This window comes from Sphingomonas oligoaromativorans (assembly GCF_011762195.1).
Classification (GTDB): Bacteria; Pseudomonadota; Alphaproteobacteria; order Sphingomonadales; family Sphingomonadaceae; genus Solisphingomonas; species Solisphingomonas oligoaromativorans.
Window position 1 is genome coordinate 704,666 of the sequence record NZ_JAASQK010000001.1, and the last position, 14,116, is coordinate 718,781.

The 14,116-nt window shown below is 66.9% G+C and carries 10 protein-coding genes; 7 read left to right on the forward strand and 3 right to left on the reverse strand.

Annotated elements, in window-relative coordinates; all coding sequences use genetic code 11:
• Positions 1 to 2: 2 nt before the first annotated feature.
• Positions 3 to 2,576: a glycoside hydrolase family 127 protein gene (locus FHS98_RS03385; RefSeq protein WP_208401921.1), complete on the reverse strand. Its 2,574-nt coding sequence runs from the start codon at positions 2,574 to 2,576 to the stop codon at positions 3 to 5.
• A gap of 439 nt (positions 2,577 to 3,015) precedes the next feature.
• Between FHS98_RS03385 and FHS98_RS03390 the strand changes: the two genes are divergently transcribed.
• From FHS98_RS03390 to cobA, 7 genes are all read left to right on the forward strand, one after another.
• Positions 3,016 to 3,597 carry an ANTAR domain-containing protein gene (locus FHS98_RS03390; protein ID WP_167099781.1) on the forward strand — a complete coding sequence of 194 codons (582 nt, stop codon included), beginning with the start codon at positions 3,016 to 3,018 and terminating at the stop codon, positions 3,595 to 3,597.
• A complete protein-coding gene (locus FHS98_RS03395; RefSeq protein WP_167099784.1) occupies positions 3,594 to 4,802 on the forward strand; it encodes a CmpA/NrtA family ABC transporter substrate-binding protein in 1,209 nt (402 codons plus the stop codon). Before FHS98_RS03390 ends, FHS98_RS03395 begins: the two co-directional genes overlap by 4 nt.
• Positions 4,803 to 5,008: 206 nt before the next feature.
• A complete protein-coding gene (locus FHS98_RS03400) occupies positions 5,009 to 6,253 on the forward strand; it encodes a nitrate/nitrite transporter (protein ID WP_167099787.1) in 1,245 nt (414 codons plus the stop codon).
• A 242-nt stretch (positions 6,254 to 6,495) separates the two neighbouring features.
• The gene (gene nirB / locus FHS98_RS03405) at positions 6,496 to 9,000 is read left to right on the forward strand and encodes a nitrite reductase large subunit NirB (protein WP_167099790.1); all 2,505 of its coding nucleotides are present in this window, start codon (positions 6,496 to 6,498) and stop codon (positions 8,998 to 9,000) included.
• A gap of 4 nt (positions 9,001 to 9,004) precedes the next feature.
• Positions 9,005 to 9,343: a nitrite reductase small subunit NirD gene (gene nirD, locus FHS98_RS03410; protein WP_208401923.1), complete on the forward strand. Its 339-nt coding sequence runs from the start codon at positions 9,005 to 9,007 to the stop codon at positions 9,341 to 9,343.
• 1 nt (position 9,344) lies between these two features.
• Positions 9,345 to 11,948: a molybdopterin-dependent oxidoreductase gene (locus FHS98_RS03415; protein ID WP_167099793.1), complete on the forward strand. Its 2,604-nt coding sequence runs from the start codon at positions 9,345 to 9,347 to the stop codon at positions 11,946 to 11,948.
• Positions 11,935 to 12,738: a uroporphyrinogen-III C-methyltransferase gene (gene cobA, locus FHS98_RS03420; RefSeq protein WP_167099796.1), complete on the forward strand. Its 804-nt coding sequence runs from the start codon at positions 11,935 to 11,937 to the stop codon at positions 12,736 to 12,738. The genes FHS98_RS03415 and cobA overlap by 14 nt, the downstream gene beginning before the upstream one ends.
• On the opposite strand, the gene FHS98_RS03425 is transcribed toward cobA, so the two are convergent.
• A complete protein-coding gene (locus FHS98_RS03425) occupies positions 12,696 to 13,325 on the reverse strand; it encodes a VOC family protein (protein ID WP_208401924.1) in 630 nt (209 codons plus the stop codon). The two genes, cobA and FHS98_RS03425, sit on opposite strands and share 43 nt — an antisense overlap.
• A gap of 31 nt (positions 13,326 to 13,356) precedes the next feature.
• A complete protein-coding gene (locus FHS98_RS03430; protein WP_167100371.1) occupies positions 13,357 to 14,049 on the reverse strand; it encodes a type 1 glutamine amidotransferase domain-containing protein in 693 nt (230 codons plus the stop codon).
• Between the last annotated feature and the right edge of the window lie 67 nt (positions 14,050 to 14,116).

Genomic DNA, 14,116 nt, shown 5'->3' on the forward strand with positions numbered 1-14,116 from the left:
CCTCAGGTGGTCCTGGACATCCAGACTTGCGAGAGCGTCGGCCCTTCCTTCCGATGGCTGGGAAATTCGGGTGAAGGCCCGGCGCGGTTCATGCGCGCATAGTTGGGCACGGCCAGCATCGGAGCGCCGTCCGCCCATTGGCCGGTAATCGTCATGACGCCGTTCAGCAGATCGCCCCGCCACGCGGTTGCCAGAGGGGCGTTGCCGAGCGGAACGTCCAGCCGCTGCCGATCGGCGGCCTCGCTATTGTAGATAAGGGGGCCGTAGCGGAGTGCGACCTTGCCCTTTGTCGCGGCCACCACATCCCGGCTCACGATCCGCTGCACGGCCATCGGCAGTTCGAGATCGACCCGGTCGCCGGCCTTCCACTCGCGCTCGATCACCGCATAGCCGTTGACGACGGGAGCCCTGACTTCCGATCCGTTGACGGACAGACGGCGCAGCCCGCTCACTTCGGGCGTCGAGGCGTAAAGCTCGCTCGTCGTGCGATCCGGCACGCGGAGATGGAGCGCGAAACGACGCGGTGCCGCCGGATTGACGGTGATCGCCACCGTGCCCGCCCAAGGATAGTCCGTCTCCTGCACCATCTCCACCCGCGTGCCGGCCACCTCGCCGACATCGATCCGGCTGCCGGCGAACAGATTGACGAACAGGCCTTGCGAGCTCTTCGCATAGGCCCAGGTCGGCATCATCAGGAGTGTCCGGGGGATGTTCCCCACACAGCAGGGGCAATCGTGCCACGCATAGCGCTCGGTGTTGATGAGCGGATTCGTGTAGGTGTAATGATGGCCGTCGATATCGGTCGCGCCCAGCAGTGCGTTATACATGGTCTCCTCATAGAGGTCCGCATATCGCGCATCATGATAGGCAAGGTTGAGCTTGTACTGGAAGAAAATCAGCCCACAGCTTGAGCAGGATTCGCAATAGGCGTCGTTCTTCAGCGCATAGTCGTCGCCGAATCCCTCCGAAGAATCCCCGCTGCCGATGCCGCCGGTGACATAATATTTGCGATTGACCATATTGTCCCAAAGCGACGCGACGGCGCTCTGATAATCGCGATCGCCGGTCTCGGCGGCGATGTCCGCCATGCCGGAATAGAAATAGACGGCGCGAACCGCGTGGCCCACCGCCTGATATTGGCGGCTGGGCGGCAGGTGGCTCTGGTCATATTCATCGCCGCCCCGGCGCGATTCCAGCAGGAAGCGGGCGAGCGCGATATAGGCGTCGCCCTGGCCTCCGCCCTCCATGTCGTTGACGAAGCGGCCGAAGCGGACGAGGGCCTGCTCCATCTCCTGATGACCGTCGAACCAGGCCTTCTTGCCCGGCCCGATGTTCGCCACCCAACAATCCGCGAGTCGCCGGGCCGCATGGTAGAGCCGCCGGTCCTGTCCTTTGGTCAGCGTGTAATGGTTGATCGCGGATTCGATGAAATATCCCGAGACATAGCCTTCATGATTGCCGCGATGCGCAGGATCCCAGCGCTGCGGCCATTCCTTCCGATCGGCCAGCGTATAGGCGGTCTGGAGATAGCCGTCCGGGTGCTGGGCGGCGAGGATGATCGGTATCCAGCGTTCGAGCGTGGCCCGCATCCCATCGTGCGCCGCCACGATCTCGGGATCGCCGGCCGGATCGACCATCAGCGCGAGACACATCGATTCCACCGTCTGATGCACCCAGGCGTTGGAGAAGACATAGCCCTGATGCGGCTTATGCGGTTCGCCCCGCAACGCTTTCGCCGCCTCGATGAAATTGTCGAGCCCGCCTCTGCCTTCCTTGAGGTCGGTGCGTTCGCAATAGTCGACGCAGTGTGGAATCCAGTTGACGATCAGCGCCTTGGCCCGCGCCCGCCAGAAGGGGCTCGTGATCGTGTAGGGCGTCGTATAGACCACCTCCAGCCGCTCGGCCGGCGGGGCTGCCTGCGCGCGGAGCCGCAGACGCGATGCAGTGGTCTTGCCGTTGGCGGATGCGCTCGCCTCCAGCACATAATCCCCGGCCGAGGTCGCCATGGCGCTCGTTTCGGCGGTGCTTGCGTTCGCGAACAGGATATCGCCCGGCCCGCTGATCTTCCGCCACCGGAAGGCGCTCGCCGGCGCCCCGAGTTGCTTCATTTGCGCCGCCAGATAGGTCTTGCCGCCAAGCACCACCGTCCGGTCCGGGCCTGCCGCTACCGCCGGAGCGAGGGCGGGAGGCGTGCCCGGCCCATACACTTTCCATTGCAGGATGCCGGCCGGCCTCTTCCCGTTGGAGGAAATCTCCAGCCTCAGTCGCGGGGTGCGGACGGGATCGAATCCCGTGCTGTCATAGGCATCCCGAGACACGCCCAAACCTTGGGGGTTGCCCACCGGGACGAAGCCCGAACCGTTCCAGTAGAGAATCCGGTAGCGGGCCGGCAGCTCAGTGCCCTCGCTGCCTTCCTGCCAATAGACGTCGATCCGATCCACGGAGACCGGCTCCGGCCAGTCATACTGGACCCATTGATCGTCCGTGCTGGGCGAGAAATCGAAGGCGATCGGCGCGGCATCGCCCGAATTCTTCGGCTCCTTCCCATCGTTGAGGCGCGGCAGCTTGGACGGCATCGTGCAGAAGGACGCGGTGGGAACCGCCACGAGAGCGAGATTGGCGGCACGGGGCGATGCAGGCGGAGCGACGGCACCCGCGGCCGACGCCGCTGCCAGCGCGGAGGTGCCCGCCAGAAAGCCCCGTCGGCTCAACCGCGCATGTTTCGCCCAGTTTCCGGCATCCGCCCCATGCCGCCCGCAACCTGACCCGGCCATTAGCCCGCTCCCATATGATTGTTCCCGGCGCCCGCACAGGCTGCTCTCAGTTAGCCTATTATGTCGGACAAGTTGGCGCAATAGCATGGCGATGGGTTTGTTCGGATCGAGTGGTGGCCTGGTAAACGGTAGCACCCTGCCAATTCATGTCTGACTATTAGAAAGGATGCGCAGGGCCATTGACCATCGCCCGCGACGCGAACACTCTACCGCAAGTGCGAAGAAAGGGGCGGCGCGGATCGTGCGCATCATGATCGTTGACGATACGGGCCTGCGCGCCTCCGTGCTGGAGGAAGGGCTGCGCGAGGCCGGCTATGACGATATCCACATCGTCCCGCCGCGCGGCGCCTTCGTCGCTCGGATCGAGAGGATGGCGCCGGACGTGGTGCTGATGGATCTCGGCTCCCCCAGCCGCGACACGCTGGAGGAGATGCTGGTGGTCAGCCGTGCGCTGGCGCGGCCGATCGCGATGTTCGTGGACCAGTCCGACGACGACATGATCGGTGCCGCGATCGACGCCGGGGTCTCCGCCTATGTCGTCGACGGGCTGCGCAAGGAGCGGGTGAAGCCGATCCTCGATCTCGCCATCCGCCGCTTCAATGCCTTCGCGCGGATGCAGAGCGAACTCGACGAGGCGCGCAGCGCATTGGCCGAACGCAAGACCATCGACAGGGCGAAGAATATTCTCATGACCAGTCGCAACCTTTCCGAACCGGATGCCTATGCCCTGCTGCGTTCCACCGCGATGAATCAGGGGCGGCGCATCGTCGAGGTGGCGGAGGCGCTCATCACCGCCAGCGATCTGCTGGGAGGCCGCGCATGACCCCGCTTTCCGTCGCCTATCTCCCTTTGGCGGACAGCGCCGTGCTGGTCGCCGCGAAGGAGAAGGGGTTCGCCGCCGCGCATGATATCGATCTGGCATTGGTGCGGACCGAATCCTGGGCCACGCTGCGCGATCGGCTGGTCTATGGGCAGGTGCAGGCCGCGCATATGCTCGCGCCACTCGCCATCGCGGTGACGTTGGGGCTGAGCCAGCATCCCGCCTCGCTGTCCGCGCCGTTCAAGCTCAACGTCAACGGCAACGCGCTGGCCATGGCGACGGACTTCGCCGCCGCGCTCGATCCCGATCCGGCGCGACGCATCGCCGATCCGATCGCGGCCGCGCACGATTTCGCCACGGCGATCGGGCTGCATCGTCGCAAGCCGGTGATCGGCATCGTCCATCGTTATTCCAGCCATGCGCTGATGCTGCGGTACTGGCTGGGCTATGCCGGCATCGATCCCGACCGGGATCTGGCGCTGCGCGTGCTGCCGCCCTCGCTGATGGTGGAGGCGATGCGCGGCGGCGAAATCGATGGCTTCATGGCGGGCGAGCCGTGGAGCAGCGTGGCCGTGCAGGAAGGACTGGCCGAGATCGTCGCCGTCGGCGCGCGCATCTGGCAGCGGGGTGTGGAGAAGGTGCTCGCTTTCCGCACCGACTGGATGGAGGCACGGCCTGAACTGGTCGACCGCTTGCTGGTGGCGCTGGATCGCGCGGCGGCATGGTGCGACGATCCCGCCAATCGGGAGGAACTGGCCGAATTGCTGGCGCGGCCGGCCTATGTCGGGCGGGCGACGGAAACGATCCTGCCGGCGCTTTCCGGCCGGCTGGCGCTGCGTGCCGCCGATCATCCGGTCGAGTTGCCGGACATGATGATCTTCCACCGCGAGGCGGCCGCCTTCCCGTGGCGGAGCCAGGCGTTGTGGATCTATTCGCAGATGGTCCGCTGGGGGATGGCCGAACCCTCGGAACAAGCCGAGCGGCAGGCGGCGGCGGTGTTCAGCTCCGACGTCTATCGCCGGGCCTTGGCGGGGACGGGGGCGCCGATGCCGGGCGCGAGCATGAAGGTGGAGGGGGCGCTCACGACACCCACGGCCGTAGGATCGCATCGCGCGGACCTGACGCTCGGGCCGGACCGCTTCTTCGACGGGCGTATTTTCGATCCCGCCGATCTGGCGGCTTATCTCGAAGGGCTCCGTCCGCGTTGAGCGCCGCACTTTTTGCACTTGCGAAGGCGACGGCTTTGCGGAACACTTGGCCCGTCGCGCGATGATGCGCGCCTAGCGGAGACGCGCCCCAATGCGGGGGCCGCTCTCCATCGCAAGATCAGCAGAGCCGCTGTCCGGCCGTCGCGAGCGCGAGGGGCCGGAGGCGGCTTTTTTCGTGTCCGGCGGACGACGATCGGGGGTTCGATATGGCGACGGTCTATTGGAAGGATGAAGAGCGCACCGGGGATGTCGGCGGCTTCTGGAAGGCGGGGCACCGGCCAACACTCATCGCCGCCTTCCTCTATTTCGACATGGCCTTCATGGTGTGGGTGCTGCTCGGCCCGTTGGCGCCGGAGATCGCCCGTGCCTTGCATCTGACGCCGGCCCAGAAGGGGTTGATGGTCGCGACCCCCACGCTGGCCGGCGCGGTGCTGCGAGTGGTGAACGGTCTGCTGGTGGATCGCATCGGCCCCAAGCGCACGGGCGCGGTCGGCCAGATCATCGTCCTTGGCGGGCTGTTCTCCGCCTGGCTGCTCGGCGTGGACAGCTTCGGCGGAACGCTGGCGCTCGGCGTGATCCTCGGCTTTGCGGGGGCGTCCTTCGCGGTCGCTCTGCCGCTGGCCAGCCGCTGGTATCCGCCCGAGCATCAGGGCAAGGCGATGGGGATCGCCGGCATGGGCAACTCGGGGACGGTGCTGGCCTCGCTGTTCGCGCCGGCTTTGGCGAAGATGCTCGGCTGGAACGCGGTGCTGGGCCTTGCCTGCATCCCGCTCGCGATCGTGTTCGTGGTCTATATCGTCCTGGCGAAGGACGCGCCCGGCGAGACAGCTCCGCGTCGCCTGTCCGCTTATGGAGGGCTTTTGAGGACCGCTGACGCGTGGTGGCTGATGCTGTTCTACGGCGTCACCTTCGGCGGCTTTGTCGGGCTGGCGGCATCGCTGCCCATCTATTTCACCGACCGGTTCGGCGTGAGCAGCGTCGTGGCAGGCGGTTGCACGGCGGCCTGTCTGTTCGCCGGCTCGCTGGTGCGCCCGCTCGGCGGCGCGCTGGCGGACAGGATCGGAGGCGTCAGGACGCTGACGATGGTCTATCTCGTCGCCGCGCTGGCGCTGGCGGGCGTCAGTGGCGCGCCGACGATGGGAAGCGCGCTCGGCCTGTTCGTGGTGGCGATGCTGGCGCTCGGCACGGGGAACGGCGCGGTCTTCCAACTCGTGCCACAGCGCTTTCGCGCGGAGATCGGCGTCATGACCGGGCTGGTCGGCATGGCCGGCGGGATCGGGGGCTTCTATCTGGCCTCCTCGCTCGGCATCGCGCGGCAGTTCACCGGCAGCTATCAGCCGGGCTTCCTGATCTTCGCCGCGCTGGCGCTGGCCGCGGCCTTCTGCATCACCGTCGTCAAGCGTCGCTGGCGTGCGACATGGGAAGCCGCCGGGAGAGGTGTTCGCATCTGATCGACCGTTTTATGCCGCAGCGCAAAAACAGGCTTGAGCGCGACGGGGAATCGAGGCATTCTTGAAAACGATCGGGCAAGGGCGCTCGATCCGACATAGTCGGAACCCTCCATCGACGGGCGGTTTCGGCACATCGCCCCGGCGGTTTTCCCGCCGGTTCACGATGCAGGCAAGGCCGCCATCCAGACTTCGCAACGCGCGAGGTCTGGATGGCGGCCTTTTTCGTTTCTGGAGCAGCGGGCATGGATTTCTATGGGCATGACAATGTCGAGGGAGAGGTGGCGGTCGACCGGGTCGATGGCCTCCCGCACCTCGTCGTCGTCGGCAACGGCATGGCGGGCTGCCGCGCGGTGGAGGAACTTCTGGCGCGGGATGCGGGGCGCTACCGCGTCACCATTTTCGGTGCCGAGCCGCATGTGAACTATAACCGCATCATGCTCTCGCCCGTGCTCGCCGGGGAGAAGACATTCGACGAGATCGTCATCAACGATCGCGCCTGGTATGCCGAAAACGGCATCGAACTGGTGGTCGGCGATCCGGTGGTGGCGATCGATCGCGGGTCGAAGCGCGTCACGGCGCAGTCGGGGCGGAGCGTCTCCTACGACAAGCTGCTGATCGCCACCGGCTCCGATCCCTTCATCATCCCGGTGCCGGGCAAGGATCTGCCGGGCGTCATCAGCTTCCGCGACATGAAGGATGTCGACGCCATGCTGGCCGCGGCCGCGCAGGGCGGCGATGCGGTGGTGATCGGCGGCGGTCTGCTCGGGCTGGAAGCAGCGCACGGGCTCACGCTGCGCGGCATGAAGGTGACGGTGCTGCACATCATGCCGACGCTGATGGAGCGCCAGCTCGACGAGGCGGCGGGATGGCTGCTCAAGTCCGCACTGGAAGCGCGCGGGCAGACCATCCTCACCGGCGCTGACACCGCTGAAATCTTCGGCAACGGCCATGTCGAGGGCATCCGCCTGAAGGACGGGCGCGAGATACCCGCCAGCCTCGTGGTGATGGCGGTCGGCATCCGCCCCTCGGTCGCTCTGGCGCGGGCGTGCGGGCTGGAGATCGGACGCGGCATCAAGGTCGACGATCATATGGTCACGTCGGACCCTGACGTGCTCGCGGTCGGCGAATGCGTCGAGCATGACGGCAACGTCTACGGCCTCGTGGCGCCGCTCTGGGAGATGTGCCGCAGCCTCGCCGACGGGCTGGTCGGGCAGCATAGCGGCTATCGCGGTTCCGTCACCTCGACCAAGCTCAAGGTCGCGGGGTTGGATGTCTTCTCGGCGGGCGATTTTTCCGGGAGCGATGGCGCGGAGGACATCGTGCTCCGCGACGCCTCGCGCGGCGTCTACAAGCGCGTGGTGGTGAAGGACGATCGCGTGGTCGGTGCCGTGCTTTACGGCGATACGGCGGACGGCGGCTGGTATTTCGACCTGCTCAAGAAGGGCGAGGACGTCTCGGCCATCCGCGACATGCTGATCTTCGGGCAGGCCTATGCCTTCGGAGGTGGGCAGGCGGACCCTCTTGAAGCCGTTGCGGCGCTGGCGGACGATGCGGAAGTCTGCGGCTGCAACGGCGTGTCCAAGGGGCAGGTGGTGGCCTGCATCGAAGGCGGAGCGACCACGCTCGATGCGGTTCGCGGCACCTGCAAGGCCTCGGCCTCCTGCGGTTCCTGCACCGGGCTGGTGGAGAAGCTCCTCACCCTCACGCTGGGCGATGGATATGCCGGTGAGCGTGCGGTGAAGACGCTCTGCAAATGCACCAGCTTCGGCCATGACGACGTCCGCCGCGAGATCGTCGCGCAGGGGATGAAGTCGATCCCCGAGGTGATGCAGAAGCTGCACTGGTCGACGCCGGACGGTTGCTCATCCTGCCGCCCGGCACTCAACTATTATCTGCTTTGCGCGTGGCCCGGCGAGTATCGCGACGACCAGCAGAGCCGCTTCGTCAACGAACGCCTCCACGCCAACATCCAGAAGGACGGCACCTATTCCGTCGTGCCGCGCATGTGGGGCGGGCTGACCAACCCCCGCGAGCTGCGCGCCATCGCCGATGTGGTGGAGAAATATAACGCGCCGATGGTCAAGGTGACGGGCGGTCAGCGGCTCGACATCTTCGGCATCAGGAAGGAGGATCTGCCCGCCGTCTGGGCCGATCTCAACGCGGCGGGAATGGTATCCGGCCATGCCTATGCCAAGGCGCTGCGGACCGTGAAGACCTGCGTCGGCTCCGAATGGTGTCGCTTCGGCACGCAGGATTCGACCGGGCTCGGCGTGAAGCTCGAAAAGATGAGCTGGGGCTCGTGGATGCCCCACAAGTTCAAGATCGCGGTTTCCGGCTGCCCGAGGAACTGCGCCGAGGCGACGATCAAGGACTTCGGCGTGATCTGCGTGGACTCGGGCTACGAGCTGCATGTCGGCGGCAATGGCGGCATCAAGGTCCGCGCGACCGATCTGCTCTGCAAGGTTTCGACCGAGCCGGAGGCGATGGAGCACTGCGCCGCCTTCATCCAGCTCTATCGCGAGGAGGCGCGCTATCTGGAGCGCACCGCGCCATGGATCGAGCGTGTCGGCCTCGATTATCTCAAGGCGCGGATCGTCGACGACGACGAAGGCCGCGAGGCGCTGGCCGCGCGCTTCCACCTCTCTCAGAGCTTCTCGCAAGACGATCCCTGGGCCGAGCGCGCCGCCGGTCAGGATCGCGAGCAGCACGCGCACATGGCGCATTTCATGCCTCTGGCAGCGGAGTGATCGGATGATCGGAGAATGGCTCGATATCGGTTGGCTGGAGCAGATTCCGGTGCGGGGCTCGCGCACCGTGCCGGTCGAGGGGGGCGAGGAGATCGCCGTCTTCCGCACCGCCGACAACAAGGTGTTCGCGCTGGCGAACCGCTGCCCGCACAAGAAGGGGCCGCTCAGCCAAGGCATCGTCCATGGCCACAGCGTTTCCTGCCCGCTGCACAACTGGCGGATCGCGCTCGCGACGGGCGAGGCGCAGGGCGAGGACAAGGGCTGCACGCCGACCATCCCGGTGAAGGTGAGCGGCGGGCGGGTGCTGCTGTGCCGCGCCTCGACGCTGAAGGCGGCCGCCTGAGGTGAGCGGGGCGATCCGCACGACCTGCGCCTATTGCGGCGTCGGCTGCGGCGTCCTGGCGACGCCTTTGGGGGAGCGTTCGGTCGCGATCAAGGGCGATCCCGATCACCCCGCCAATCGCGGGCGGCTCTGTTCCAAGGGCACGCATCTCGGCGAGACGGTGGGGCTGGAGGGGCGCCTGCTCCACCCGATGATCGGGGCGAAGCGGGCGGGCTGGGACAAGGCGCTCGATCTCGTCGCCCGCCGGTTCAAGGAGGCGATCGCGCGGCATGGGCCGGACAGCGTCGCCTTCTACGTCTCGGGCCAGTTGCTGACCGAGGACTATTATGTCGCCAATAAGCTGATGAAGGGCTTCATCGGCTCGGCCAATATCGACACCAACTCGCGGCTCTGCATGTCGAGCGCGGTGTCGGGCCATGTCCGCGCCTTCGGCGAGGATGTGGTGCCCGCCTCCTATGACGATCTCGACGAGGCGGATCTGTTCGTGCTGATCGGCTCCAACACCGCCTGGTGCCACCCGATCGTCTATCAGCGGATGCAGGCGACGCGGGCGGCGCGGGGCGCGAAGCTGGTGGTGGTCGATCCGCGGCGGACGGAGACGTGCGAGGATGCGGACCTCCACCTCGCCATCCGTCCGGGCACCGACGTGGCGTTGATGAACGGCCTGCTTGCACATTGTCGGCGCGAGGGGCTGGTGGATCAGGCCTATCTGGCGGCCAGCGTGAATGTCCCGGAAGGTTTCTGGGAGGCGCTGGACACGGAGCAGGATCTCTGGACCGTGGCGAAGGCCTGCGACGTGTCGCCGGCCGATCTCCAGCGCTTCTACGATCTCTTCGCGGCGCACCCACGCACGGTCACGCTGTTCAGCCAGGGCATCAACCAGTCGCTGCGCGGCACGGATCAGGTGAACGCGATCATCAATGTCCACCTCGCCACGGCAAGGATCGGCAAGCCGGGCGCCGCGCCCTTCTCGATCACCGGTCAGCCCAACGCGATGGGCGGGCGCGAGGTGGGTGGGCTCGCCTCAAGCCTTGCCGCGCACATGGACTTCGCGCCCGAGAATGTCGCGCGGGTCGGTCGCTTCTGGGCTGCGCCGCGCATGGCGACGAAGCCGGGGCTGAAGGCGGTCGACCTGTTCCGCGCGGTCGGTGAGGGGCGGATCAAGGCGCTGTGGATCATGGCGACCAACCCGGCCGTCTCGATGCCGGATGCGAGCCGCGTGCGCGAGGCACTGGCGGCCTGTCCCTTCGTCGTCGTCTCCGACATGATCGCCGAGACGGATACGACGCACCATGCCCATGTCCGTCTGCCGGCCGCCGGATGGAGCGAGAAGGACGGCACGGTCACCAATTCCGAGCGCCGGATCAGCCGGCAGCGGCCTCTGTTCGAGCTCCCCGGCGAGGCGCGGCCGGACTGGTGGATCATCAGCGAAGTCGGCCGGCGCATGGGCTGGGGCCATGGCTTCGCCTATGATCGACCCGCCGATATCTGGCGCGAACATGCGCGGCTTTCCGCCTATCAGAACGAAGGCAGGCGCCTGTTCGACCTGAGCGGTCATCCGGCGATCGGCAACCATGCCTATGACGGGATGGGGCCGTTCCAATGGGGCGGGCGCCCGTTTGCGGATGGTCGCTTCCCGACGCCGGACGGGCGGGCGCGCCTCGTCCGCGTGCAGCAGGCGCCGCTGGCTGGTCCGCTCCAGGCATGGCCCATGACACTCAACACGGGCCGCTATCGCGACCAGTGGCACTCGATGACGCGGACCGGCCTCTCGCCGAAACTGTCCCGTCATCGCGAGGAGCCGATGGTTGAAATCCACCCGAGCGATGCCGAGGCGCAGGGGTTCGGGGAAGGGGACATCGCGCTCGTCTGGACTCCGCAGGGCAAAAGCCTGTTCCGCGTGACGCTGAGCAAGGGGCAGCGGCGCGGCGAGCTGTTCACGCCGATCCATTGGACCGACCGTCAATCCACCGGCGGTCGCACCGGGCTGTTGCCGCGCCCGCTCACCGATCCGCATTCCGGCCAGCCCGGCTTCAAGCAGACGCCCGCGCGCATCGAGAAGGTGGCGGTGGAATGGCGGGGTTTCCTGCTGCTGCGTGGATATGCGGCACAGGCTCCCGATTGTCTCTGGGCGACGCGGGTCACGGTGCCGGCCGGAACCCTTTATGAACTGGCCGGTATCGGCGACGTCGCCCGTCTCGACGCCTGCCTGCCCAGGGGCGAGCGTATCGAGGTGCATGATGCGCGACGCGGCGCGCGGCGCACGGCCATCCTCGTCGACGGACGTCTGGAGGCGACCCTCTTCACCGTTCGGGACGGAGGATTGCCGTCCCGCGACTGGCTCATCGAGCAATTGGGTGGCGAGGCCGGTGCGGCAGTGTTGGCCGGGCGCGCCGCCGGTGCGCAGGCGGATCGTGGGCCGATCGTCTGTGCCTGTTTCGACGTCGGGCTGAACACGCTGACGGAAGCGATCGCCTCGCAGGCGCTCGCCGATGTCGCCGCGGTGGGCAAGGCGCTTCAGGCGGGGACAAATTGCGGCTCCTGTCGCCCGAAGATCGCGCAGATCATCCATGCCCGAAGGGAGGCTCTTCATGCCACACAATGACAGCATGTTCGCGCCGGGCGATGTTTGGCTGGTCGGTGCCGGACCGGGCGACCCGGAGCTGCTGACGCGCAAGGCCGAACGTCTGCTGCGCGAGGCGGATGTGGTGTTCCACGATGCTCTGGTGGGGCATGGCGTGCTCGATTGCGTGCCGCCGCATGTCGAGCGGGTGAGCGTCGGCAAACGTTCGGGGCGGCATTCGAAGGATCAGGGCAGCATCAACGACCTGCTTCTCGCGGCGGCATCGGCCGGGCGGCGCGTGGTGCGACTCAAGGGCGGCGACCCGTCGATTTTCGGCCGTTCCGCCGAAGAGATCGGGCATCTCGCCCGCGCCGGTGTGATCGTGCGCATCTGCCCCGGCATCACGGCGGCCAGCGCGGCGGCGGCCTCGGCCGGCGTGTCGCTGACGCTGCGGGGGCTGGCGCGGGGGATGACGCTCGTCACCGCGCATGTTCGCCATGGGGAGAGGCTGGATCTGGACTGGAAGGCTTTGGTGGGCAGTTCGACCACGCTGGGCGTCTATATGGGGCGATCGGCGGCGGCCGAAGTGTCGCGATCGCTCATCAAAGCCGGGATGTCGCCCGCCATGCCCGTTCTGGTGGCCGTCAACGTCTCGCTGCCGCGCGAGCGACTGATCCACGGCACGCTGTCGGCGCTCCCCTTCCTGGTCAAGGCCATTGCCGAAGAGGAGCCGACGTTGCTGTTGATCGGCGAGGCGGTGGAGCCCCTCGACCTGAGCGGGAGCGCGTCTCAGGTCGGAAGCGGCACGCCGCTCTGCTCCGCCACCATATAAGCCGCATACCAGTCCGGCCAATCCGCGTCCGGCGCGCCGATGCGCCCCTCATGTTCGCCATGGGCGGCGGCGGCGCGTTTGAGTGCGTCCTTGAGATCGCCCGCCGAGGCATAGCCGGTCGCGCCTGTGTCGATCCGGCCTTCGAAACGGGTCGTGATCTCCTGAAGCACCCAGCCATTGCCGTCCGGGTCGCTGAAGGTCAGGAACGAGGCGTAGCTGCGTCGTTCCGGGTCCGGTCCGCTGGCTCGCGCGGCGGGATCGAAGCGGTTGTAGCCGCCCGCGGCATCGTGGAAGACCTCGCTTGCATCCACGCCCTTGCCGACGAGTTCGGCCCGCGCCGCCTCGATATCGGATACGATGAGGTGGACGAATTGGGTCGAGCCCGGCGCGGACGGCGTCAGCCCCGTCCCGATCAGGATCGAGCAGGGCGAGCCGGGCGGCGTGAATTGCAGAATACGGCCGCCGCCTTCGGTACGGATATCGGCGTCCACCCGCCATCCAAGCTGGCCGTAGAAGGCGGCGGCGCGATCCACATCCGCGACCGGAAGGACGATCGCTTCGAGCTTCATGTCGATCGGGTGGTTCATGTTCTTGTCCTCAGCCTCGAGGGCGTGGGCATCAGGCCCGGATGCGCGGTGCGAAGCGCTCGAGCAGCGTCTCCGCCGTCGGGCCGGAAGAGGCGGGGCTCTGGCCGGTGATGAGCAGGCCGTCGGAAACGACATGCGGCTGCCAGTCGTCGGCGCTGGAGTATATTCCACCCAGACGCCGCAGTGCGTCCTCGACGAGGAAGGGGACGACCTTGGTGAGGCCGACCGCCTCTTCCTCGCTGTTGGTGAAGCAGGTTACCCGCTTGCCCTGTACCAGCGGGGTGCCGTCTGGCTTGCGGGCGCGATGGAGGGCGACCGGCGCGTGGCAAACCAGCGCCAGCGGCTTGCCGGCCGCGAGCGTGCTTTCGATCAGCCGCACCGAGTTCATGTCTTCGGCCAGATCCCACATCGGGCCGTGTCCGCCGGGATAGAAGACCGTATCGAAGCCCTCATGCGAAACGCCGTCGAGCCGCACGCTGTTCGCCAGCGCCTTCTGGGCATCGGGATCGGCCTCGAAGCGGTGGGTGAGTTCGGTCTGGAATTCGGGCTCGTTGCTCTTCGGGTCCAGTGGCGGCTGGCCGCCCTTCGGGGAGGCGATCATGATCTCCGCGCCCGCATCCTTGAAGATGAAATAAGGCGCGGCGAACTCCTCCAGCCAGAAGCCCGTCTTGCGGCCGGTGTCGCCGAGCTCGTCGTGTGAGGTCAAAACCATCAGGATCTTCATGGCCATGTCCTTTCCTCGGATCGCGGGGCAATGGGGTGAGGCTTTCAATCGATCTTCGGGTGCGAAG

What these genes read in the sequence shown, in the direction of transcription:
- FHS98_RS03385 (WP_208401921.1), bottom strand. Translation starts at nt 2,576, where the DNA reads ATGCCGTCCAAGCTGCCGCGCCTCAACGATGGGAAGGAGCCGAAGAAT.
- FHS98_RS03395 (WP_167099784.1), top strand. Translation starts at nt 3,594, where the DNA reads ATGACCCCGCTTTCCGTCGCCTATCTCCCTTTGGCGGACAGCGCCGTG.
- FHS98_RS03400 (WP_167099787.1), top strand. Translation starts at nt 5,009, where the DNA reads ATGGCGACGGTCTATTGGAAGGATGAAGAGCGCACCGGGGATGTCGGC.
- nirB (WP_167099790.1), top strand. Translation starts at nt 6,496, where the DNA reads ATGGATTTCTATGGGCATGACAATGTCGAGGGAGAGGTGGCGGTCGAC.
- nirD (WP_208401923.1), top strand. Translation starts at nt 9,005, where the DNA reads ATGATCGGAGAATGGCTCGATATCGGTTGGCTGGAGCAGATTCCGGTG.
- cobA (WP_167099796.1), top strand. Translation starts at nt 11,935, where the DNA reads ATGCCACACAATGACAGCATGTTCGCGCCGGGCGATGTTTGGCTGGTC.
- FHS98_RS03425 (WP_208401924.1), bottom strand. Translation starts at nt 13,325, where the DNA reads ATGAACCACCCGATCGACATGAAGCTCGAAGCGATCGTCCTTCCGGTC.
- FHS98_RS03430 (WP_167100371.1), bottom strand. Translation starts at nt 14,049, where the DNA reads ATGAAGATCCTGATGGTTTTGACCTCACACGACGAGCTCGGCGACACC.